Origin of the sequence: Prevotella sp. khp1, from assembly GCF_900102205.1 — a bacterium.
Classification (GTDB): Bacteria; Bacteroidota; Bacteroidia; order Bacteroidales; family Bacteroidaceae; genus Prevotella; species Prevotella ruminicola.
In genome coordinates this window covers 498,940-522,445 of record NZ_FNJZ01000002.1, presented here as the reverse complement: position 1 = coordinate 522,445, position 23,506 = coordinate 498,940, and the positions used below count along the sequence as shown (strand labels likewise).

18 protein-coding genes are annotated in these 23,506 nt (G+C 48.9%); 13 read left to right on the top strand and 5 right to left on the bottom strand.

Annotated elements, in window-relative coordinates; translation table 11 throughout:
* Positions 1-22 precede the first annotated feature (22 nt).
* The 8 genes from BLR73_RS07935 to BLR73_RS07905 all read left to right on the top strand — a co-directional run bounded on the left by BLR73_RS07935 (position 23) and on the right by BLR73_RS07905 (position 7,155).
* Entirely contained in the window at positions 23-2,518 is a 2,496-nt protein-coding gene (locus BLR73_RS07935) for a TonB-dependent receptor domain-containing protein (protein WP_233456382.1), read from the top strand.
* Between the two features lie 398 nt (positions 2,519-2,916).
* The gene (locus BLR73_RS07930; RefSeq protein ID WP_091860893.1) at positions 2,917-3,396 is read left to right on the top strand and encodes a hypothetical protein; all 480 of its coding nucleotides are present in this window, start codon (positions 2,917-2,919) and stop codon (positions 3,394-3,396) included.
* Between the two features lie 144 nt (positions 3,397-3,540).
* Positions 3,541-4,932, top strand: coding sequence for a VapE domain-containing protein (locus tag BLR73_RS07925; protein ID WP_091860890.1), 1,392 nt, complete (start codon positions 3,541-3,543; stop codon positions 4,930-4,932).
* A 192-nt stretch (positions 4,933-5,124) separates the two neighbouring features.
* Positions 5,125-5,304, top strand: a complete 180-nt coding sequence (locus tag BLR73_RS07920; protein ID WP_073044608.1) for a helix-turn-helix domain-containing protein — start codon at positions 5,125-5,127, stop codon at positions 5,302-5,304.
* A gap of 117 nt (positions 5,305-5,421) precedes the next feature.
* Complete coding sequence (locus tag BLR73_RS07915) at positions 5,422-5,985, top strand: HU family DNA-binding protein (RefSeq protein WP_091860885.1); 564 nt, start codon at positions 5,422-5,424, stop codon at positions 5,983-5,985.
* 20 nt (positions 5,986-6,005) lie between these two features.
* Positions 6,006-6,110, top strand: coding sequence for a smalltalk protein (locus BLR73_RS14765; RefSeq protein ID WP_369821140.1), 105 nt, complete (start codon positions 6,006-6,008; stop codon positions 6,108-6,110).
* Positions 6,098-6,523, top strand: a complete 426-nt coding sequence (locus tag BLR73_RS07910; RefSeq protein WP_091860881.1) for an N-acetylmuramoyl-L-alanine amidase — start codon at positions 6,098-6,100, stop codon at positions 6,521-6,523. Before BLR73_RS14765 ends, BLR73_RS07910 begins: the two co-directional genes overlap by 13 nt.
* 161 nt (positions 6,524-6,684) lie before the next feature.
* Positions 6,685-7,155 carry a cupin domain-containing protein gene (locus tag BLR73_RS07905; RefSeq protein WP_013065190.1) on the top strand — a complete coding sequence of 157 codons (471 nt, stop codon included), beginning with the start codon at positions 6,685-6,687 and terminating at the stop codon, positions 7,153-7,155.
* Between the two features lie 78 nt (positions 7,156-7,233).
* On the opposite strand, the gene BLR73_RS07900 is transcribed toward BLR73_RS07905, so the two are convergent.
* The 4 genes from BLR73_RS07900 to BLR73_RS07885 form a co-directional block, all read right to left on the bottom strand.
* Positions 7,234-7,869 (bottom strand): cytidylate kinase-like family protein, encoded by a 636-nt coding sequence (locus BLR73_RS07900; protein ID WP_033150654.1) that lies wholly within the window; start codon positions 7,867-7,869, stop codon positions 7,234-7,236.
* An 84-nt stretch (positions 7,870-7,953) separates the two neighbouring features.
* On the bottom strand, positions 7,954-8,712 hold the full coding sequence (locus BLR73_RS07895) for a succinate dehydrogenase/fumarate reductase iron-sulfur subunit (RefSeq protein WP_028906516.1): 759 nt from the start codon (positions 8,710-8,712) through the stop codon (positions 7,954-7,956).
* Positions 8,713-8,724: 12 nt separating this feature from the next.
* Positions 8,725-10,704, bottom strand: coding sequence for a fumarate reductase/succinate dehydrogenase flavoprotein subunit (locus BLR73_RS07890; RefSeq protein WP_091860878.1), 1,980 nt, complete (start codon positions 10,702-10,704; stop codon positions 8,725-8,727).
* A gap of 43 nt (positions 10,705-10,747) precedes the next feature.
* Positions 10,748-11,437, bottom strand: a complete 690-nt coding sequence (locus BLR73_RS07885) for a succinate dehydrogenase/fumarate reductase cytochrome b subunit (RefSeq protein WP_091860875.1) — start codon at positions 11,435-11,437, stop codon at positions 10,748-10,750.
* A gap of 213 nt (positions 11,438-11,650) precedes the next feature.
* On the opposite strand from BLR73_RS07885, the gene BLR73_RS07880 reads away from it, so the two are divergent.
* Both BLR73_RS07880 and BLR73_RS07875 read left to right on the top strand, forming a co-directional pair.
* On the top strand, positions 11,651-12,127 hold the full coding sequence (locus BLR73_RS07880) for an RNA polymerase sigma factor (RefSeq protein ID WP_013065549.1): 477 nt from the start codon (positions 11,651-11,653) through the stop codon (positions 12,125-12,127).
* 42 nt (positions 12,128-12,169) lie between these two features.
* On the top strand, positions 12,170-12,760 hold the full coding sequence (locus BLR73_RS07875) for a hypothetical protein (protein ID WP_091860872.1): 591 nt from the start codon (positions 12,170-12,172) through the stop codon (positions 12,758-12,760).
* Here BLR73_RS07875 and BLR73_RS07870 read toward each other — a convergent pair.
* Positions 12,757-15,675, bottom strand: coding sequence for a two-component regulator propeller domain-containing protein (locus tag BLR73_RS07870; protein WP_091860869.1), 2,919 nt, complete (start codon positions 15,673-15,675; stop codon positions 12,757-12,759). The genes BLR73_RS07875 and BLR73_RS07870 overlap by 4 nt on opposite strands.
* A gap of 1,119 nt (positions 15,676-16,794) precedes the next feature.
* On the opposite strand from BLR73_RS07870, the gene BLR73_RS14605 reads away from it, so the two are divergent.
* The 3 genes from BLR73_RS14605 (at position 16,795) to BLR73_RS07855 (ending at position 23,431) form a co-directional block, all read left to right on the top strand.
* Positions 16,795-17,961, top strand: a complete 1,167-nt coding sequence (locus BLR73_RS14605; RefSeq protein ID WP_338063378.1) for a glycoside hydrolase family 43 protein — start codon at positions 16,795-16,797, stop codon at positions 17,959-17,961.
* 210 nt (positions 17,962-18,171) lie between these two features.
* Positions 18,172-21,387 (top strand): SusC/RagA family TonB-linked outer membrane protein, encoded by a 3,216-nt coding sequence (locus BLR73_RS07860; protein WP_013063472.1) that lies wholly within the window; start codon positions 18,172-18,174, stop codon positions 21,385-21,387.
* Between the two features lie 13 nt (positions 21,388-21,400).
* The gene (locus BLR73_RS07855; protein WP_013063700.1) at positions 21,401-23,431 is read left to right on the top strand and encodes a RagB/SusD family nutrient uptake outer membrane protein; all 2,031 of its coding nucleotides are present in this window, start codon (positions 21,401-21,403) and stop codon (positions 23,429-23,431) included.
* Positions 23,432-23,506 lie beyond the last annotated feature (75 nt).

Here is a 23,506-nt window from a genome sequence, read left to right as displayed (position 1 = left end):
AGCAATATGTTGTTATACTAATATGTATGGACAGCATATCAATCGTAACTACGATAATGTATCCATGTCGGAGGTCTTATGCGACTTGAACCAACTGTCGCGTGACTATAATATTAACTTTCTGTATAATGAACTTGAAGACTTTCGCGTTAGTACACATATTAAGCATAAGTCTTTTATAGACGCCGTTATGCAGATTGTTGGTTTCTATCCAATACGAGTTGTAAAACGTGGAGAGTACGAAATCTATGTTGAATGTGTACACAAGACAGAACGTCATCTTTCAGGAACAATCATCGACGAAAACCGCCAGCCCGTTCCTTATGCCAATGTTTCCCTGCTTCATCCATCCGATTCCTCAGTTATCGGTGGAGGTGTAAGTAACGAGGCGGGCGTTTTTGTCATCCCCTACGAGCAGCCTACCGTTCTTGTCCGTATCTCATACGTGGGCTACAAGACTATATACAAACTATGTAGTAACTCAGACCTCGGAACAATACGGATGCAGCCTGACAGTTACAAGTTGAACGGTGTGGAAGTAAAAGGTTCCCGTCCGTTGGTAAGAATCAAGGATGATGCCTTGCTGACAACTATAGAGGGGACCTACCTCTCGAAGATGGGTACAAGTAATGACGTCCTTGCCCATATCCCTGGTGTAATTCGCAATGGCAACAGCATTGAGGTCATAGGCCGTGGCACTCCGCTCATCTACATCAACGGCAGGCAGATGCACAACCAGAGCGAACTTGACCAATTGAGCAGCGATCAAATCAAGGACGTGGAGGTAGTGATGACTCCAGGAGCCAAATACGATGCCACCGTCAAGGCCGTCATCCACATCAAGACCATTCGTCCCGTCGGCGAGGGTTTCAGTTTCAACAGTCGCACGGTAGCGGGCGTGAACCACTACGTCTATGGATTGGAGGAAGTGAACCTGAACTACCGCACGGGCGGACTTGACATCTTCGGTATGGCCGAATACGAGAGCCACCGTAGCCGTCAGACCAACGACAGCCGACAGGACACCTACCTGCAGAGCCACTATCAGCAGAACAGCCTGATGCACTACTACAACAAGAATCAGATGCTGGCCGGGAAACTCGGATTCAACTACATGCTGAACGACAAACATTCCATCGGCATGACCTATACCGTGACCTCGCGCCCCAACAGTCAGACGAGTGACTACTTCACGACCATGCTCATAGACAAGCAGAACGACGACCAGATTACAGGACGTGGTAAGTTGGACGGCGACGACATCCAGCACATCATCAGTGGCTACTATGCTGGGCAGACAGGTAAATGGTCGCTCGATGCCAATGCCGACGTGCTGTTGCAGAAACAGAACTCCGACAGCCAAACATTTGAGGATGCCACGCAGGGCGACGACCGCACCGTGACCACCCACAACGACGTGAAGAACTGCCTCTATGCCGCCAAATTCGTGGCTGGTCATCCGCTCTGGAAGGGCAATCTGGAGATAGGTGTCGAGGGCAGTTACGTCCATCGTACCGACGTGTTCGGCAACGTGGAAAACATCATCGATGCAAGCGACACGAAGATTAAGGAAAACAGTACGGCGGCCTTCGTCCAACTGATGCAGCGCCTGAACAAACTGACGCTCATTGCCGGACTGCGCTACGAATACCTCGACAGCCGTTACTACGAGGGCGGCGTGAAGATGGGCGACGAGAGCCGTACCTACAGCGACCTCTTCCCCTCGTTGATGCTGATGTATCCCCTGAAGAACGTGCGTGCCCGACTCTCGTATTCGCGTAACATCAATCGCCCGGCATTTAGCCAACTCAGCGGCAATGTCAAGTACATCAACCGCTACACCTACGAGAGCGGTAACCCCTACTTGAAACCGTCGTACCGCGACAACCTCTCGCTGGCACTCAACTACAAGTGGCTGACGGGAATGATTGACTATGCCCGCGTCCACGACTACATCATCACCTCCTATTCATCCTACAAGGACGACCCGACCATCGCCCTGCTACGTAAGGACAATGCCCGTGACTATGACAATCTTTCCCTGATGGTATCGGTTGCACCCACTTTCGGCAAGTATCATCCGCAGTTGATGATGGCCACACAGATGCAGAACCTTGAAGTGCAATACCGTGGCGAGACCAAGAAGATGAATAGCCCAATGACTATCATTCGCTTCAATAATGCCATCAACCTGCCCTTCGACTCATGGCTCAATGCCGATTTCTCGTGGCGTTCGGCTGGCGATGCCGAGAACATCCACCTCGCCCAGTCGTGGCAGTTCGACATCAGCCTCTACAAAGCCTTCTGGAACGACCGTCTTACCGTCAAACTGGCCTGTACCGACCTCTTCGGCAGCATCCGCCAGAAAGCAACCATCTACAGTGACATTCGCGAAATCTATCTTGACAAGCGCCTCGACACCCGCAACCTCGAACTCACTGTGCGCTACAACTTCAATCCCGCCAAGAGCAAGTATCGCGGACAAGGTGCCGGTAACGATGTAAAGAACAGACTATAAGTTCTCTCTCGTTGGGGCAGTCGTTAGCCTTCGTGCTGACACTGCCCTCATCGAAGAATTTGCACGATTTAAGATGATAAAATAACATGTCTAACCCTTTAAAACAGAAATAAGATATGAGTACATAAAAAATTAAATAAACATTTGGGGGTTTAAAAGATTTAGAGTACCTTTGCACCCGATGAGTTATGACAGCTTTCTTGCCATTCCTTTAAAATCGTTATAAAAATCGCGGGAAAGAATGTCTGCTGGCTCACGCATCCTATACGGAGGCGTGGGCTTTAGTGTATGGCATTCGCGAACAGGTGTAACGAGCCTTAAGGAATAATGTTGTACATATAAAAGTCCACGTTATCCGTTTCTTTCTTTTAGCATTGTAGAACAAGAAAATTAATGGCATGGATTTAAGTGAAGTAAAAATACTTAGATTAATAAACCGTCTGCTTGAGAGACTGCATCAGGCAGACGGAGAAAAGAATAGCAGTCACATTACTTTAAACTATATCGCCCCTGGGGCGCAGTACGTCAATCATATCGATACGCAGGTATTCGATTCGGCAAAACTACAGAAACCACCACAGGATAACCACATCAATCAGAATACAACTAAATTACCTGATTGCCTTGCTACCAAGGAGGCGATGCTGCTGTGGAAAAGTGCGATGGACAAAGGATGGGTAGATGAAAACTATCAACCCAAACTGTCGCGTACCTTGTCGGCTTTGCTGGCTTACGAAATGGCCGAGCGACTTGGTATCAAGGATAAATGGAAAACTTTTGAGAAGCTTTGGCATCGTAATAATATGCATAGCGATTATAATACCGCACTATCCCAACACCAATCACTCGAATTCAACGAAAAACTAAAAAAGTTATAAACGATAGCAATAAGTCCTGGTGCAAACAAGCATCAGGACATTTTTTTACTACCTCCGGAGGTACCCCAGTAGGTAGTTGGTATTAGCTTTTTAATTATCTTTGCCACCGATTAAATATTACGTTTTACCTATAACATAACTATTATGGAGGAAGAAACCAAAGACCATAACCCCCACTCAGCGCAAGGGGAAACTCAGCACAAGAAGAATTGGCGCGAAGTACGTGCCACCGAGGAGGATATCCAAAAATTCCTGATGAGCACGCTCTACCTGCGGCATAATGTGATAACGGGTAAGGACGAGTTCCGCGTACCAGAAATAAGCGAGTGCGCAGCCATGGGGATTAAATACCCCACGGGCAAAACACCGCTGGACGAATGGCGATCGCCCGATAGGTGGTACGAGGTAGAGGACAGGTTGGTGAACTCGCTGTGCAGTATGCTGTCGAAACAAAAGGATGTGAATGCCAAGAAAATATGGCAGGTTATCGACTCTGATTTTGTACCGCTGTATAATCCGCTCAGAGAGTACTTGAACCGCTTGCCACCATGGGACAAGACCACCAACCCCATCCTCTCGTTGGCGATGGACGTAAACGTAAAGGGTGGCCCCGACGAGCAACTGCTGTTTTATGCCTGTTTGCGCAAATGGCTGGTAGGCATGGTGGCGGGGTGGCTGGAGGATAAAGTGGTGAACGAGGAGATACTGGTGCTGATAGGCGAACAGGGTATTTTTAAAACCCGCTGGTTCGAACATCTGCTGCCACCCCAGCTGAATGCCTATTTCCAATCCACTAGCACTTTCGGAAAGATGGATAAGGACGAGATTTTGAGTCTGTCGCAGTTCGGACTGATTTGTCTGGATGAGATAGATGATTTGAAACCTGCAGCGATGAGTAGGTTGAAATGGGCCGTGACCACCAAGGCCACCGACGCCCGCAAGCCGTATGCGCATAATTCGCAGCGACGTATCCACATAGCCAGTTACTGTGGTACCAGTAACAACCTGCAGTTTATCGACGACGACACCGGCACACGCCGCTGGTTACCGTTCGAGGTGGAGAGCATCCGGTCGCCTTACGAGTATTGTACCCATCACGAAGAGATCTTTGCCCAGGCCTATGCTCTGTATCTGCAGGGGTTCCACTACTGGTTCGAAGGCAAGGAAACGGATATCGTGCAGCTTCATAACCAGCGGTTCGAGGTACCCAAGCCCGAACAAGACCTGGTAGCCAAGTTCTACCGTGTACCTGCAAAGGGTGAGGCATGCGAATTTGTGAGTTCCACGGAGATTATGCAGACCATTGGCGGTTTGTTGATAAACCGCTTGACGCCCAACAAACTGGGGCGTGCCATGAAGGCCATGGGCTTTGTAAGTGTGCGCTCGCGTGGTCAGCGTGGCTATAACGTGGTGGCTTATAAGGGGGCTGACATGGATCTGAACAAGAGTCTGATGGCCAGTGAAGCCAAGCCCGAGGATGAGGTATCAGTGATAGACAACAAAGCCATATTTGACGCATTTGACACATTGTTTTAGGAAATCCTCGTGCGTACCGCGCACATGCCTACACGGTACGCACGTAACTTTTACAAATTAATCTGTCAAATGTGTCATACATTAAAAATTAAACATTAAACATTATTTTTTCTCTAGTTACTTTTCAAATGCAAAGTAGTTAGCGTGCAAAAAAACATTAGGTACTTTTCAAAAAAACAAAATAGAAAGCTTATGAAAACAATGACAAGAAAACAGCTGGCTGAGCATGCCGGTGTAACGACTCAGACACTCAAGAACTGGATGGGACCACACCTGGACTACCTACATTCCATCGGTATGCCAACCGGAAAGGGCGCCCTGCCGCCAAATGTAGTGAAATATATCGTAGATACTTTTGATATCGACAAATAAGCAAAAGAATCGCTACGAATCACCAAGAATCCCAAAACGTCCCTCAGAAATGTGGTATCTTTGCCATCGTCAATCAGACAATTTTTAATGTTTAATTTTTAATGTTTTATGTAGCTTATGGCAATTAAAGTAAAAGCAGTAGAGCGCGAGCTCAAGGTAGGCAAGGATGCAGGCAAGTATCGCTTTATGATGCAGGCCGAGATCTACAACACGTTGTCGGCACAGAAGGTGATTAGCGAGGCCTCTGTTCGTAGTGGAATCGCCGAGGGTGCCCTGAGTGCGGCATGGGATGCCATCGGACAGGTGGTAAAGGTTTGGGCCACCGAGGGACATTCCATCGCCATCCCTGGTCTGGGACGTATGCGATTCGGTGTGAGAGCCACCACGGTGGATGACGTGAACAAGGTAAGTACGGGACTGATTACCACCCGACGTGTGATTTTCTCACCATCGGTTGAGATCAAGGATGAGCTGAAGGATACGGCCATCAACATTACCTGTTACGACCGTGAGGGTAAGATCGTAAAGCGTGTTACCAGTACCGATCCTGGCAATATCGAGGATCCTGATTCGCCAACCGATCAGCCTTCGACTGGTGGTAATGATAACCCAGGTACTGGCGGTAACACCGGCGGTGGTAACAGTGGCGGCCACTCGAGCAACGAACCAATTGGTGACTAATCCTTTAAAAATAAAAGCCTATGGTAAGAGTAAATTGGAATAGAGTAGCTAAGGTATTGCGCTTTGTAGCAACAGTGATTACAACAGTTCTGGGAACTATTGCAGTACAGTCATGCGGACGATAACCCTGATAGTGATTCATTGTTCGGCAGTGGAACCAGACCAGACATCATCGGTGGCCCAGATAGATACCTGGCATCGTGATAGAGGCTTTAAGTTTGGTGTAGGCTATCACTACGTGATCCGTCGTAACGGAGAGATTGAGGCTGGACGACCGGAATGGATGATAGGTGCTCACTGCGTGAACCATAACAAGTACTCCATTGGCGTTTGCTACGAAGGAGGACTGAATGCCCGCGGACAACCCGCTGATACCCGCACAGCTGCTCAGAAGGCGTCGTTACGCAAACTGCTGGAAATACTTCACCGCCGCTATCCGCGTGCATCGATCGTAGGTCATCACAATCTGAACCCACAGAAGGCTTGCCCATGCATTGATAACGTAGCCAAAGAGTATGCCGACTTGCAGCCCAAATGAGTTTTTAGGCACGGATTCTATTCTAGAGTCCGTGCTTTATGATCTCTATTAACAATATTTAGGTAACAGTTTGGCTGCGTGATGAAGAATTATTTGTACATTTGCGACATCATATCTATAAGTAGAACAATAAGTATAATCTATTAACAACATTATTTATCATGAACACAAAGGTATTTATGCATGCTATCGTGGCAACAGCCATGTTGGCTACAGCTACTACTTTTACCGCTTGCCTTAATTCGCACGCCGATAACGGAGCAGCGGCCAAGGTAGAGAGCGTAGAGCTGATTCGTACAAGTCAGAGTTGGGATGGTGTAGAGCTGCCCGACTATTTCCAGGGGCGCCCCGAACTGGTGGCCGTAAAGTACGTGTTCCCCCCAGGACAGAAGTTGGGATGGCACCACCACGTAGCTATGAACTACGGTGTACTGACGCAGGGCGAATTGACTATTATCGGACAGGATGGCAAGACCAAGGTGGTACACGAGGGCGAGGCCGTGGTTGAGATGGTAGGCACCATACACCATGGCGAAAACCGCGGCACCAAGCCGGTGATTCTGTATATGTTCTATCTGTCGCAGAAAGACCTGCCGCTGGCCGTACAGCACCCCGATATCCCATTGGAGTAGCCCTACCCCACAGCACAAAAAAAAGAGCGCCACATAACAAAAACTGCGGCGCTCTTTTTTTCCTTAAATAAGGATATATCAGCCAATATATGCTAATATCACATTGGCTGCCTCTTCCTCGGTTTTACCATCCATTCTGATAACCAGATCGTAGTTACGGGTGTCGTAACGCGAAGTATGGGCATTGTTCTTCATATACTCCTCGCGAGTTTCATCCACCATCTTAATAACTTTCTTGGCCTCTTTCTCGGTAAGTCCCTGCTTAGCCATCACGCGCTTAAGACGATGATCCATAGAAGCCTGAATGAGAACGCTCAGATGGTTGGGATTCTCGTTCATAGCAAAGAAGGCCGAACGACCGGCGATGACACACGACTCCTCGCTGGCAATGTTTTGCAAGATTTCTCTTTCTGCCTTCAGGACAGCCTCGGAGGTCACATACCTGTTATTATCCTCGTCGTAATACTCAGAAGAATTGGCTGCTCCTTCTCCCAGAACCAACACACGCTTAATCTCTTCCCACCAGCTACGGTTCTTGCCTTTCAGTTCCTCAATCTGACGATGTGAAAGGTCGAACTTCTCTTCCAAAGCCTTAGAAAGCATCTTGTCGTAATAGGGCACGCCCAGTTTCTCGGCTAAAACACGACCGACGGTACGACCACCACTACCCAACTCACGATTAATGGTGATGACAAATCTTTCGTTTTTTTTCATTATACCTAGGTTTTTAGTTATTCCATAATAATAAAAAGAGGTAATGGGGACATCATTGTAGTCCCCACTACCTATAAAGAGTTATTAATCGGCCATCTTAGCCTTGATCATCTCGCGGTTGAGGCGAGCGATGTTAGCGATGGTCTCGTTCTTAGGACAAACAGCCTCGCAAGCGCGGGTGTTAGTACAGTTACCGAAACCAAGCTCGTCCATCTTGGCAATCATGTTCTTAACACGACGAGCAGCCTCTACACGACCCTGTGGGAGCAGAGCAAGCTGAGATACCTTAGATGATACGAACAGCATGGCAGAACCATTCTTACAAGCTGCTACGCAAGCGCCACAGCCAATGCAAGATGCGCAGTCCATAGCCTCATCAGCATCCTCCTTAGGAATCAGGATAGCGTTGGCATCCTGAGCCTGACCGGTACGGATAGTGGTGTAACCGCCAGCCTGGATAATCTTATCGAAGGCGTTACGATCAACCATACAGTCCTTAATTACGGGGAAGGCAGCTGAGCGCCAAGGCTCTACGGTAATGACGTCGCCATCGTTGAAACGGCGCATGTAGAGCTGACAGGTAGTAGCACCACGCTCGGTAAGACCGTGAGGTGTACCGTTGATGTAGAGCGAGCACATACCGCAGATACCCTCGCGGCAGTCGTGATCGAATACGAAGGGCTCCTTGCCTTCGTTGATGAGCTCCTCGTTCAGGATGTCGAGCATCTCGAGGAACGAGGTATCATCGGGAATATCGTGCATCTCGTGGGTGTCGAAATGTCCCTGGTCCTTGGGGCCGTTCTGGCGCCAGAACTTGATTGTGAATGAAATATTTCTTGCCATAATTAATCCTTCTTAGTTCTTATAGTTACGTGTCTGTACCTTGATTGCCTCGTACTCCAGTGGCTCCTTAATGAGCTCAGGCTCGTTGCCCTTGCCTTTGTACTCCCAGCAGCCTACATAGAAGTAGTTCTCATCGTCGCGCTTAGCCTCGCCTTCCTCGGTCTGATACTCCTCGCGGAAGTGACCACCGCAAGACTCGTTACGAGAGAGAGCGTCGAAAGCTACAAGCTGACCCATGGTGAAGAAGTCGCGCAGGTGGATAGCCTTGTCGAGCTCGATGTTCAAGCCCTCCTTGGTTCCAGGAACGAACAGGTTAGAGTCGAACTCCTTCTCGAGCTCGTGCATCTTCTTCAGACCTTCCTTCAGGCCCTCAGCGGTGCGACCCATACCTACATACTCCCACATGATGTGACCCAGCTCCTTGTGGATAGAATCAACACTGCGCTTACCCTTGATGTTCATCAGGCGGTCGATCTCGGCATTAACAGCCTTCTCAGCCTCTTCGAACTCAGGACGATCGGTAGAGATCTTACCCCAGATAGACTGATCGGCCAGATAGTTCTGGATAGTGTAAGGCAGAACGAAGTAACCATCGGCCAGACCCTGCATCAGAGCTGAAGCACCCAGACGGTTAGCACCGTGGTCAGAGAAGTTACACTCACCAATAGCGAACAAACCAGGAATAGAGGTCTGCAGCTCGTAGTCAACCCAGATACCACCCATGGTGTAGTGGATAGCAGGATAAATCATCATTGGCTTGTAGTACTTAACGCCGTTGATCTCGTTAGCTACATCGCCAGGGAATACGTCGGTAATCTCCTCGTACATCTCGAACAGGTTACCATAACGCTGCATGATAACATCAAGACCCAGACGGTTGATAGACTCAGAGAAATCGAGGAACACAGCCAGACCGGTGTTGTTCACGCCGAAGCCCTTATCGCAACGCTCCTTAGCTGCACGGCTGGCAACGTCGCGTGGTACGAGGTTACCGAATGCAGGATAACGGCGCTCCAGATAGTAGTCGCGATCCTCCTCAGGAATCTCCCAACCCTGCTTGGTTCCTGCCTGAAGTGCCTTAGCATCCTCGAGCTTCTTTGGAACCCAGATACGACCATCGTTACGCAGCGACTCTGACATCAGAGTAAGCTTTGACTGTTTGTCGCCGTGAACGGGGATACATGTTGGGTGAATCTGAACGTATGATGGGTTTGCAAAGTAAGCACCCTTGCGGTAGCACTGAACAGCAGCGGTACAGTTACATCCCATAGCATTGGTTGAGAGGAAGTAAGTGTTACCGTAACCACCAGTAGCGATAACTACAGCATTAGCTGAGAAACGCTCCAGCTTACCAGTAACCAGGTTCTTGGCGATGATACCGCGAGCGCGGCCATCAACAATAACTACATCCTCCATCTCGTAACGGGTGTAGAGCTTAACCTTACCAGCGTTAACCTGGCAGCTCAGTGAGCTGTAAGCACCAAGCAGCAGCTGCTGACCGGTCTGACCCTTAGCGTAGAATGTACGGCTTACCTGAGCACCACCGAACGAACGGTTAGCCAGCATACCACCGTACTCACGAGCGAAAGGTACACCCTGAGCTACACACTGGTCGATAATATTGTTAGAAACCTCGGCCAGACGATATACGTTAGCCTCGCGGGCACGATAGTCGCCACCCTTTACTGTATCATAGAACAAACGGTAGATAGAGTCACCATCGTTCTGGTAGCACTTAGCGGCGTTGATACCACCCTGAGCAGCGATAGAGTGAGCACGACGTGGAGAATCCTGGATACACAGGTTGATAACGTTGAAGCCCATCTCGCCAAGTGAAGCAGCTGCAGAAGCACCAGCCAAACCGGTACCTACTACGATAACATCGAGCTTCAGCTTATTCTTTGGGTTAACCAAACGCTGGTGAGCCTTATATTCCTTCCATTTCTCAGGCACTGGTCCTGCGGGAATCTTTGAATCAATTACTTTTGCCATAATCTTTCGTAAAGTTTAAAAATTAAAAGATTAAAAAATTAAATTAGCAGCAGCCAAGGCTGGGAGCGCAACCAAATGCGAAAGCCAGAACTACTACCAGGAACATAAGCATGAGCACGGTAACGTAAATGTTGCCAATGCACATCCAGCGCTTGAGCCAGATCTTACCGCTAACACCCAGAGTCTGCATAGCACTCCAGAAACCGTGTGAGAGGTGGAACCAGATAGCTGCAAGCCATACGATGTAGATAACTACGAATACAGGATTTGAGAATGTCTCCTTAATCCAACCGAAACCATCTGTTGGGCTGATGGCAGGCATAGCGCCAACGAGCTCGGCAAACATCATGTTGTACCAGAAGTTCCAGAGGTGGATGAGCAAGCCAATGCAGATGATGAGACCCAGAACGAGCATGTTCTTTGAAGCCCACTCTACTTTGCCGGCCTTAACCTCGGTAGCTACCTCGTAGCGGCTCTCGCCGCGAGCGGTACGGTTCTGCGCAGTCAGGATGAATGCGTACACAATGTGAAGCACTGCCAAGGCAGCCAGACCCATGGTTGCTACAACAGCATACCAGTTGGCACCCAGGAATTCGCAAATCATGTTGTAACCCTCTTCCGAGAATAGCGCTACCATGTTCATGCAACCGTGGAAGGTGAGGAACAGAATAAGCGCAATACCCGTAACGGACATTACAACTTTTCTACCAATTGATGAATTGAATAACCACATAAGTTGTTGAGTTTTAATGAATTATTGAATGTTATATACTTACTTGTTAGTACGTGCTCTCGTGATTAGGGGACAAAGATAGTCAAAAATAGCGATATATACAAGTGTTTTCGCGAAAAAATACGTATTTTTTGTAATTTGTGCGTTTTTCGTGTAGTTTTTAGTATCTTTGCCACGTCTAAAGGGTAAAAGTTATAAAAAACAGATGAGACAATGAACGCATTAGAAAAGCAGTTTGCGCAAACCGCAGCAGAACACAAAAGCACCATCTACACCGTGTGCTACATGTTCTCGCAAGATGCCGACGAGGTGAACGACCTGTTCCAGGAGGTACTAGTGAATCTATGGAAAGGTTTCGAGAGCTTTGAGCATCGCAGTGACATCAAGACGTGGATTTACCGCGTGGCGCTGAACACCTGTATCTCGCTTGACAGAAAGAAGCGCCGCCAGGCCACCGAACGCCTAACCATGGACATCAACCTGTTTGAAGACCGCGACGAGGACACTAAGCAAGTGGACATGCTCCACAAGCGTATCTCCAAGCTCCAGCCATTCGATCGCGCGATCGTCCTGCTCTGGCTCGAAAACCTCAGCTACGAGGAGATCGGACAGATTGTAGGCATCACTACTAAAAACGTCAGCGTACGTCTGTTTAGAATCCGCGAACAGCTGAAAAGCATCAAGGATTAAACATTAAACATGAAACATTAAAGATTAAACATTTACCAAATTATGACAAACGAGAATTTTGATTTAGAGAATATGCGTGAGCAGATGAACACGCTGAAGAATAAGCTGGATAAGCAGACTATTTTGAGCGACCGCTTTATCCGCCAGTCGATGAACAAAACCGCCAGCAACATCAGTCGCAGATATTATTTCATCATGGCCGTCTGCTTGCTGATGATTCCCTATAGCTACTGGGCATTTGTAATGCTAAACAGTTTCTCCATTCCTTTCTGGATTTTCACCTGCATCACCATGCTGGTTTGCTTCGGAGGCACCTTCTATAACAGCAGGAAACTGAGCGATTCGAACCTGATGACCAACAATCTCGTGGATGTCCAGCGCCGTATGGCCAGCGCCAAGAAGTTCGATGCCAACTGGCTCCTCATCGGCATTCCTCTTGCTGTTGTTTTCCTTGGTTGGTTTATGTACGAGTCATATCTGCTTCATCCGAATGCCTTTTTCAACGGGCTCTTCTGGGCAGGATGCATCGGTGGCGTTATTGGAGCTATCTGGGGATTCTCACTCCACATCAAGACCCAACGCCAGTATCAGGAAATCCTCGATCAAATAGAGGATATCACTGCCGAAAACTAAGATAATTGATCTGAGTCCTGCGACAAATATTCGCTAGGCAGCACACCGAACTCTTTCTTGAAGCACTTGGTAAAATACTTAGGGGTATTGAAACCAACGGCCATGGAGAGTTCGGTCATTTTAATGTTCGGCTTCTGACGGAGAATGCGACAGGCCTCTTTCAGTCGGATGCTGTTGATAAAGGCGGTAACATTCTCGCCTGTCAGGGCACGCAGCTTGTTATAGAGGGTAGATGACGACACACACATATCGCTGGCAAACTGCTCACGATCGTAGTCGGCATCATCAATATGCTGTTTCACACACTCGATAGCTTTCTGCAGGAACAGCTCGTCGGGCGATGAGTGTTGCTGCTCCTCAACTTCGAGCACCTTACGGGCACCCTCGCGCTCGGCCTTGCCGCCAGGCTTATTGATAAACTGCTTCATCACCATCATCTCGCGGTAGTGCAACAGTTCGCTCACACGCTGCTGCAGACGGGCACGACGGTTTACACGGGCTTTATACCACTCTTTTACGCCATAGGCAGCGGCCAGTAGCAACACCACGTAAATGAGATAAGCCCACCAAGTGCGATACCATGGCGGCAGCACACGCACCACAATAGCGTAAGGCATTTCAACCAGTCGACCGTAACTATCTACGGCACGCAACTTCAGATGGTAGGTTCCCGAGGGCAGGTTCTGGTAGGTAGCCACACGGTTCTGGGCATCGGTATCGTGCCAATCGTTGTCGTAACCCTCTAAGTAATAGGCATATCGGCACTGTTCCTGATTCTGATAAGTGAGCAAGGAAAACTCTACCGAGAACTTACGAGCATCCGATGGAATGGTGATTTTTTGCGTAAAGAAGGGCTGATCGGCCGATATCCTTTGACGGTGCAGAGAGTCCTGCCAAAGGTAAGGTCTATCGTCAATCATCAGTTCGGTAACCACCAACGATGGCGAGGCCCCCTGCTGCCAGCGTTCTATCTCGGCAGCATCGAACGAGAAGAAGCCCTTGGCACTGCCGTAAAAGAGTTCCTTACCATAGCTGAAAGCACCGTTCGACGAGAAGCTGATGGTCTCGATACCATCCTCCATGTTATAGTACGTGGTTGTCCCCTGCTTATCCGATGGCGCAAAGCGCACCAAACCTTTATCGGTTGAAAGCCAAATACGACCGTTGCTGTCACCCTGGATAGAGTAGATGCTACCCATGCCAATGTAATAACGGTGGTTTACAGGCTCAAATTTATCGGTTTCATCGTTATATTTAAAGAAATCTCCACTATTAGAAATGGCCCACAACTGATAGTTGGCATCCTCGTACACAGCCGTAGCCTCATCAATAGGATAATTGTTGGCAACAGGAGCGTATTGATGATAGGTAAAAGACTTAGGATCGTCGAGCCTTCCGGTGATGCGGATAATACCCTGTCCCTCGGTAGCTATCCACAAGCGATGATGATGATCTTCGGATATGGATAAAACATGACAATTACTAAAGTCTCGCTTACGCTCGGTCATCTTCAGCAAACGTCCCTTATTCTCACCAAACGCAATACCAAGACCATTATTCTGACCCACCAGCACAGCGCCATCGGTTAATGCATGAAAAGCATTTACTTCGCTATCACCAATAAACGGTGAGTTACTACGCACTAACAGGCGTGCCGGTTCGCCCTCTTTCCAAATCACAACCCCTCGCGAACTGGCCAGCCAGATACTGCCATCGGGACGCTCGATCATATCAGAGATAGTTTGTACGTAGATGCCCTGCTGACCTGTTTCGTTCTCCAATCCGGGAATGTGGTTATTGTACAGCACCTGACCGGCCTGGCGATCGTAAAGGGCCAGTCCGTAAGGCTGCAAACCTAACCAGAAACGGTTACCATCGGTAGTAAACACCTTTTGAATGCGATTTACAGGCAGCTCCAATCCTGCAGGATCCAGATGATAGAAGTGGAAAGGCGATGGTTTGGTGCTCAGGTGCACGATACCGTTGTTACGGGTAAGTGCCCACAGATTGCCCATGCCATCTGTCACCATATCGTAGCAGAAAGTGAGTATCGGATAGTTCTCAACCTCGGCCTCGTTATCCATATCAACTCGGGTCAGTCCCTCAATACAGCAACCCCACACAGCATGGCTGACAGAATCTTCAACCAGTCGGTGAAACGTACGGAAATCGGCCCTACCCTCGTTCATCTTATGCATGCCTGGCGCCGTCTCGTTTTCGGGATGGTCCAGGCGCACAATACCATGCTCCCAGGTACCAATCCACAAGCGACCGCGACTGTCCATCAACATGGTCTGAGCGGTATTACGCGTACTTAACGGTGGATAGCTCACCATTTTACCGTTTTTCTTGTTCAGGCGCAGCAAACCGCCCTCCCACGTACCTATATACAGATTACCACGGGCATCTTCGGCAAACGAAATCACGCCAGCCGAGAGGTTTATATCGATGAAATCGTCGGTTTTTGCATTGTATCGCGACACGCCAGCATTGGTTCCAGCCCACACCGTACCGCTTTTATCAGTATAAAGGGTATTAATCAATCGGGCCTGATCGCCACGCAGATGGTACGTTTTAAAAGAACCACGACGACGGTCGAAACGAGCCAGACCATCGCGGGTACCTATCCAAAGACCATCGTGCTGGTCTTCGGTCATCGAACGTACATAGTTATTAGGCAGGATGCCAGGGGTATAAGCGTTGTTGCGGTAGGTTTTGAAGCTGTAGCCATCGAACGAGCGCAAGCCCTGATCGGTACCTACCCACATCATGCCATAGTGGTCGAACATGAGTTTTCGTGCCTCCTCGATGCCCTGAACAGGTGTCTGCGACATAATTCTGAGCGACACAGGGCATGCCATGGACATCTGTCCAAGCACAAAAACAGTTATCAGTAGGGATAATACACGCCTCATTAGTTAGTTGCAATTACGGTTGCAAAGATACGAAACTTTTGTGAATCATCAAAGAAAATCGCAAAAATAACAATTTGTTCCCCCTAAATAACGATGTTGGGACGTTGATATAAATCAATTGTCGTACCTTTGCACCTGCAAAACCAAACACTAACTTGTAAGAAAATGAAGAAAGTACTGTTCATTGCATCACTATTGCTGGCCTTTGTGGCTCAGACCGATGCCAAAGCCAAGAAAGCGCTCACCGAAAAGGATATGGGTGCCTATCTGTTTACGTATTTCAACGATCCAACCCACTCGCTGTTTATGGCCATCAGCTACGATGGCTACACGTTTACGGCTGTTAACAATGGCGAGCCCATTATTGCCGGCGACTCTATCGCCGACCAGCGAGGCATACGCGACCCTCATATCTACCGTGCTCCTAACGGCAAATTCTACATTGCCATGACCGACCTGCATGTGTTTGGCAAGGAGATGGGATTGCGCGCCACCCAGTGGGAACGCCCCGACGAGTTTGGCTGGGGTAACAACCGCGGACTGGTGCTGATGGCCAGCGACGACCTGATACACTGGACCCACCACGAGGCACGTATAGATAAACTGTTCCCCGAGAAGTTCGGTAAGATTGGTTGTGCCTGGGCACCCCAGACCATCTGGGATCCAGCCGTAGGCAAGCCCATGGTTTATTTTACCATCAGACAACACGCGGGCGGGCGCACGAAACTATACTATAGTTACGCCAACGAGGAGTTTACAACACTTGAGACCGAGCCCCAGCTGCTGTTTGAGTATCCCGACGATAAGATTCAAGTTCTGGATGCCGATATCTGTCCCATGCCCGACGGTCGCTACTTTATGAGCTATGTGGCCCAGGAGAATCCTGGCGGCATCAAGTACATGATTAGCGACAAAATTAACCATTTCAACGATTATCACGCCGAGCAGATCGACGGCGAGAACCGTGGTTGCGAGGCGCCAAACGTATGGAAGCGCATCGGACAGAAGAAATGGGTAGTGATGTACGATATCTACAGCGTGAACCCTCATAACTTCGGATTTGTAGAGACCAGCGACTTCAAGACCTTCAAGCCTCTGGGCCGTTTTAACGAGGGTGTAATGAAGGCAGCCAACTTCTCATCGCCCAAGCACGGTAGCGTGATTCATATCACCAAGGCCGAGGCCAAGCGTATCGAAAACTACTGGAACAACCAGCAGAAGAAAGCCAAGATGATTCGCTCGGGTGAGATCTGGCCCGATGCCAGCGGCCGCCATATCAACGCCCATGGCGGTGGTATCATGAAGTATGGCGACACCTACTACTGGTTTGGCGAGAACAAGTGCGACACCACCTCATCGGCTATGATTGGTGTGCAGTGCTACTCATCGAAAGACCTGATGAACTGGCAGAACCGTGGCGTTGCCCTCTACGTGAGCGACGACCGCCGCAGCGATATTACCCGCGGTTGTGTGCTGGAGCGCCCCAAGGTTATATATAATAAGGTAACCAAGAAATTCTGCATGTGGTTCCACCTGGAGCTGAAAGGCAAGGGCTACAGCGCTGCCCGCTACGGTGTGGCTGTAAGCGACAAACCAGAAGGACCTTATAAGTTTCTGTACTCGCAGCGCGCCAACGCAGACACCTACCCTGTAGAGTTCGGACAGCAGGAGTTGGCTACACTCGACACCCTGAATGCCGACAATTTCAAGAAATGGTGGACACCCACCTGGATGGAGGCTATCAAGCAGGGCCTGTTCCTGAAACGCGACTTCGGTACGGGTCAGATGGCTCGCGATATGACACTTTATGTAGATGATGATGGCAAAGCCTATCACATCTTCTCATCGGAGGATAACCTGACGCTGCACATTGCCGAACTGACAGGCGACTACCTGCACCACTCTGGCAAATATACCCGCGTAGCTCCTGGCGGCCAGAACGAGGCACCTGCCATCTTCAAGAAGGATGGTACATACTGGATGATTACCTCGGGTTGCACCGGTTGGGCTCCTAACGAGGCACGAATGTTCTCGGCACCCAGCATCTGGGGACCTTGGACTCAGCATCCCACACCTTGTGTAGGCCCGAAGGCCGAAATCACCTTCGAAGGACAGTCGACCTATATCCTGCCCTACGGCAAAGGTTTTATCTTTATGGCCGACATCTGGCGACCCAAGCATCCAAGTGATGCCCGTTACATCTGGTTGCCTATCGAATTTGAGAACGGAAAACCCGTTATCAGGTGGCGTGATGCGTGGAATCTTAGTGAATTAGGGGAAAATTAACGATTTGTTCCCCTAAATTCACGCATTTTAACCCTTGATTTATATCAACCTTCGTATCTTTGCACCCGAAAATTCGAACCTATCCCAGAGAAGGAAGAACTATTCAATTATTAACAATTATAATAAAACTTAAAACAGTAACAAATGAAGTATGCTAAATTAACTCTTCCATCCAAGAAGCTATGCTTCGTGATGGCGTTGGCAGCCGGAATGATCTCGTTCCCATTGCCGACAATGGCAGAACTGGCAGTACAGTCTACTCAGCAAAGCGGAGTGGTAAAGGGCCAGGTTACAGACAAAAACGGTGAACCTGTTATCGGTGCTACCGTAAAAGTAAAAAATGCAGCCAATGTGGGCACTGTTACCGATTTTGAAGGTAACTTTGACTTGAAAGCTGCTCCAACCAATGGTACACTCGTGGTATCATACATTGGTTTTAAAACTAAGGAGATTGCCTATAAAAACGGGCAGACTCTTAACATTACAATCGAAGAAGACGCAGAAACACTTCAGGAAGTAGTTGTTGTAGGTTATGGTACTATGCGTAAGAAGGACCTGACTGGTTCGGTAGTACAGATCGACCCCAGTAAGATTGCAGACCAGAACCCTGGTAGCGTACAGGATCTGCTTCGTGGCACACCTGGCTTACAGATTGGTTTCGATTCATCAGCCAAGGGTTCAGGCGCCAGCATCCAGCTCCGTGGACAGAACTCTCTTTACACATCAGGTTCGCACAACTCTCCACTGATTATTCTCGATGGTATGCAGTTCGCAGGTGAGCTCTCTGAGATTAACCCCGACGACATTGAGCAAATCGACGTTCTGAAGGATGCCTCATCGGCAGCCATCTATGGTGCAAAAGCCGCAAGTGGTGTTATCATCATCTCTACCAAGAAGGGTAAGCAGGGTAAACCTATTATTAATGTAAGCATGAACCTGGCAGCCAACTCAAAGGCAGCTTATCGCGATGTATTCAGCGCCAGTGAATATATGACCTACCGCGAGGACTGGTATAAGGCACAGACCTACGGCTATCGTGAGGATGGCACATGGGGCTACTATGGCAAAGACAGCGGTATTCCTACTGGTTACTATGATAACTTCAACAATATCAGTCAATATGGTATTTCGCAGGACCAGTGGGCCAGCAATGGTCCTAAGACATTGCAGGCAGGCGAGTCGATGCTGAGCCTCTATGCACGTCGTATGGGCTTTGACGCTGACGCAGCCCTCGTAATGGAGAACTTCCTGGCAGGTAAGACATACAACTGGGAGGATGCTACCTTCCGTACCGGTTTCAACCAGGATTACAACGCCAGCATTTCAGGTGCTACCGATCGTGTAAACTACTATTTAGGATTTGGTTATCTGAAGAATCAGGGCGCCATTCAGGGCGATGACTACCATGCTTATCGCGCTAACATGAAACTGAACGCCAAAATTACAGATTGGCTCGAAGTTGGTGCTAACGTAAACTTCCAGGATCGTAGCGATGAGTCTCAGGCGGTTCCCCTGGGCAGCAACTACTGGGACGACAACCAGTTGCGTGAGTCGCCCTACGCTTCACGTTATGACGAGAATGGTAACGAAATCCAGTATCCTCGTACAGGTAACCCTACAAACGGTGGTTACAACTACCACTTCCAGCAGCAGTATATCGGCCTGGAGAAGGGTTATACCGTACTGAATACCATCTTTAACGCTAAGGTAACCCTGCCATTCGGCATTACCTACCAGTTCAACATTGCTCCACGCTACCAGTGGTTCTACGATCGTTATCACATGTCGGCAGAACTGCCAAACAGCGACCCTGCTACACGTGGCGTAAACCGCAACTCATCGAAGACCTTCAACTGGAACCTCAACAACACGCTGACATGGGATCGCACCTTTGCTAATCTGCATCATGTCACAGTAACTCTGGCTCAGGAGGCTGAGGAGAACCGTTATTGGAGCGACAATATCTCTGCACGCAACATCACTCCTACCGATGTGCTTGGTTTCCACTATATCTCGGGTGCCAACAAGGAGCAGAGCTCATTCTCAACCAACGACACTCACTACACAGCAGCCGCTTATCTGGGTCGTGTATTCTATGGTTTCATGGATCGCTACATGCTGACTGCTACTGTACGTCGTGACGGTTATTCAGCATTCGGACAGAACAATCCTTGGGCCAACTTCTGGTCATTAGGTGCCAGCTGGGTTCTTTCTGAGGAAAAATTCGCTCAGGATTGGAAGTGGCTCGATATGGCTAAGCTGCGTTTGAGTTATGGTACCAATGGTAACCGCTCACTCGCCGATACATATCTGGCTCTCTCTAACTTGGCTAACGGTGGTCTCTATGCTTACTATAAGTACGGTTCAACCTCACAGGAGGTGCTCAATGCTTTGAGCGTAGACCGTCTGGGTAACCCCAACCTGGAATGGGAGAAGACCTCTTCATGGAACTTCGGTATCGACTTTGCCGTTCTCAACAAGCGTCTCTCTGGTAGCATTGATATCTACCACAAGAAGACCCACGATATGATTATGTCACAGCGCCTGCCAAACTTCACAGGTTTCAGCAGCATCACTACCAACCTTGGTGAGGTTACCAACACCGGTTTTGAAATTACGCTGAACACCAAGAATATCGAAACAAAGGACTTCAAGTGGGGCACCTCTCTCGGATTCTCATACAATAAGAATAAGATTAAGCACCTGTACTACGAGTACGACGAGGATGGCAAGGAGATGGACGATACTAGCAACGGTTGGTTCATTGGCAAGCCTATCGGCGAAATCTGGTACTGGAAGACCGACGGCATCTGGCAGGCCAACGAGGCTGAGGAGGCTGCATTGGTGAACCAGAAACCTGGTGATCCAAAGGTTGTAAATGTTTATACCGAAGACGATAAGATTCTGGCCGACGGTACACGCGTACCTGTTTACAACGACAAGGACCGTGTTTACCAGGGTACGACCCAGCCACCAATCTACTGGAACATGCGTAACGATTTCCAGTACAAGGACTTCACCTTCTCGTTCTCAATGTACAGCTACATGGGCCACAAGAGCCTGAGCGGTAACTGGCTGAATGGCGATAACTCAGGTTCTATGTTCACTCAGACCTGTAATACCTACAAAAAGGAATACTGGACACCTGAGAACCCAACCAACGAGTATGCTCGTCTGAACGCTGTTGGTCCTTCTGGTGTAACAGGTATTAATAAGCTCTACAACCGCAGCTTCGTACGTGTGGACAACATTACACTGGGTTACACTATCCCACGCGACATCACTAACAAGTGGGGTATCCAGCGTGTACATGTAACTGCCGGTATCCACAATGCATTCACTATCGACAGCTGGGAATACGGCGATCCTGAAACAGGAGGCTTTGCCAACCGTCAGTTCCAATTCGGTCTTAATGTAACACTTTAAAATGTAGAATCGTATGAAAATCAAAAAGAACAATATACTCCGCGGAGGACTCATGTTAGCCCTTGCGGGAACCATGGTAGGATGTTCGGACGGCTTCCTTGAGCAGGATCCACTGTCATTCTATGAGCCAGCAACTACCTATAGCACGGAAGCCGGTCTGCAGGCTGCTTTGGCACAGTGCGACAAACAGTTAAAGACATACCGTATCGACGGTAACTGGAACAACGTTGGTATCTTTACCAACTACCTGATGTCGGATGTAGGCATGTACGCCAAGACCGATATGGGTGGTGGCTTCCAGGACAACTTCGACGCCAAGCTCACACCAACCTCTGGTATGGCAAGTGGTGGCGATGCCAACTACATGCAGCGCTTCTGGGATCAGGGATTCAGCATGGTAAAATATGCCAATACCATTCTGACTTATATCGATCAGGTGAAAGGTCTTGATGATGCTACTCGCGATGCCTATAAAGGTCGTGCATATTTCCATCGTGCCTACGCTTACTACAACCTGGCACTCCAGTTTGGCGATATTCCTTTGATAACGAAACTGATTAGTGTGCCCAAGCGCAACTATACATCAAGCAGCAAGGAAGCTATCTTCAAGATGCTGGTTCACGATTTGGAGTTCGCTGTTCAGCACGTTCCCGCTCAGGCCAAAATGACCTATGTAGGACAGGTAAATCAGGAAGCATGTATGCACCTGCTTGTAAAGTGCTATCTCGCTGTTGGTGAGTATGCCAAGGCCGAGTCGGTAGCTACCGACCTGATTAACAACCACGGTTTAAAGCTGATGACCGAGAACTTTGGTACATGGCAGCCCTCTGGCGCCGAGAACACTTGGAAGGTAACACGTAACGTGGTTTGGGATTTGCACCGCACACCCAACATCGCTGATCCTGCCAACAAGGAGACCATCATGATGATCTCTAACTCGAACGACCAAGACTTCACTACCTATAATGTGATGCGTGCCTGCTTTGCTCACTGGAGTAATGGTATCATCCGCGATCCTCACGGACTGGGTGGTCCTGGTAAGAACATTGCCCGTAACAACTGGGAGTACAACGACACTCTCGACTGGGTACGTGCTGCCGGACGTGGTATTGCTGTGAACCGTACATCGTACTATTACAACAAGACCATCTGGAACTACGACGGTGAGACCGACTGGCAGGACCTGCGCCACAACCGTAAGGTAGGTAACTGGATGGAAATGGAAGACTTTAAGTACAACAACAAGAGTTCAGACTGTTACGGCCAGAACTATCAGCTTTATGCTACCGAAGACTATGCAGATCCTTCAGATCCCTCAAAGATTCTCGTACACAAGGGCGATATCCTCTGCTCTGACACCATCCGTAGCTGGTATCCTACTCCATTGTATCAGCTCTACATCCTTGATACTCCAAACGAAAACAATACTGGTGCCAACCAGTTCCAGGGTGCATCAGGTAAGGGTGCCAATGGCGATATGTACCTGTTCCGTCTGGCCGAGACTTATCTGCTGCGTGCAGAGGCTCGTTTCTATCAGGGCAACGCCTCAGGCGCTGCTGAAGACGTGAATGCCATTCGTAAGCGTGCCAACGCCAAGAAGATGTACACCACAGTTACTATCGGCGACATTATGTCGGAGCGCGCACGCGAGCTCTATCTCGAAGAGTTCCGCCAGGCAGAGATGGTACGTGTAAGCTGGTGTCTGGCTCGTAGTGGCAAGCCCGATGAGTGGGGCAACACCTACGATCTGAATACTTGGGATAAGCAGGAAGGTACCGACCTGAACGGTGGTAGCTACTGGTATCGTCGCTGTGTTAACTACAACGTATTCAACCATGACTATGGTAAGGGTCAGCAGGGTAACCAGACCTTCGAGTACAAGATTAACAAGCACAACTTGTTCTGGCCAGTTCCTAACTCGGCTATTACCGCCAACAACAAGGGAACACTTCGTCAGAACTATGGCTACGACGGCTATAATGAGAACATCCCCATGTTTACCAACTGGGAGGACGCTGTTGCCGATGAAGAATCTGCAGATTAAAAGATTGTTCACACATTAAGGTAATTTGTTAGTATTTCTAAGGTGGAGGGGCGGCCTATAACACATTGGGCTGCC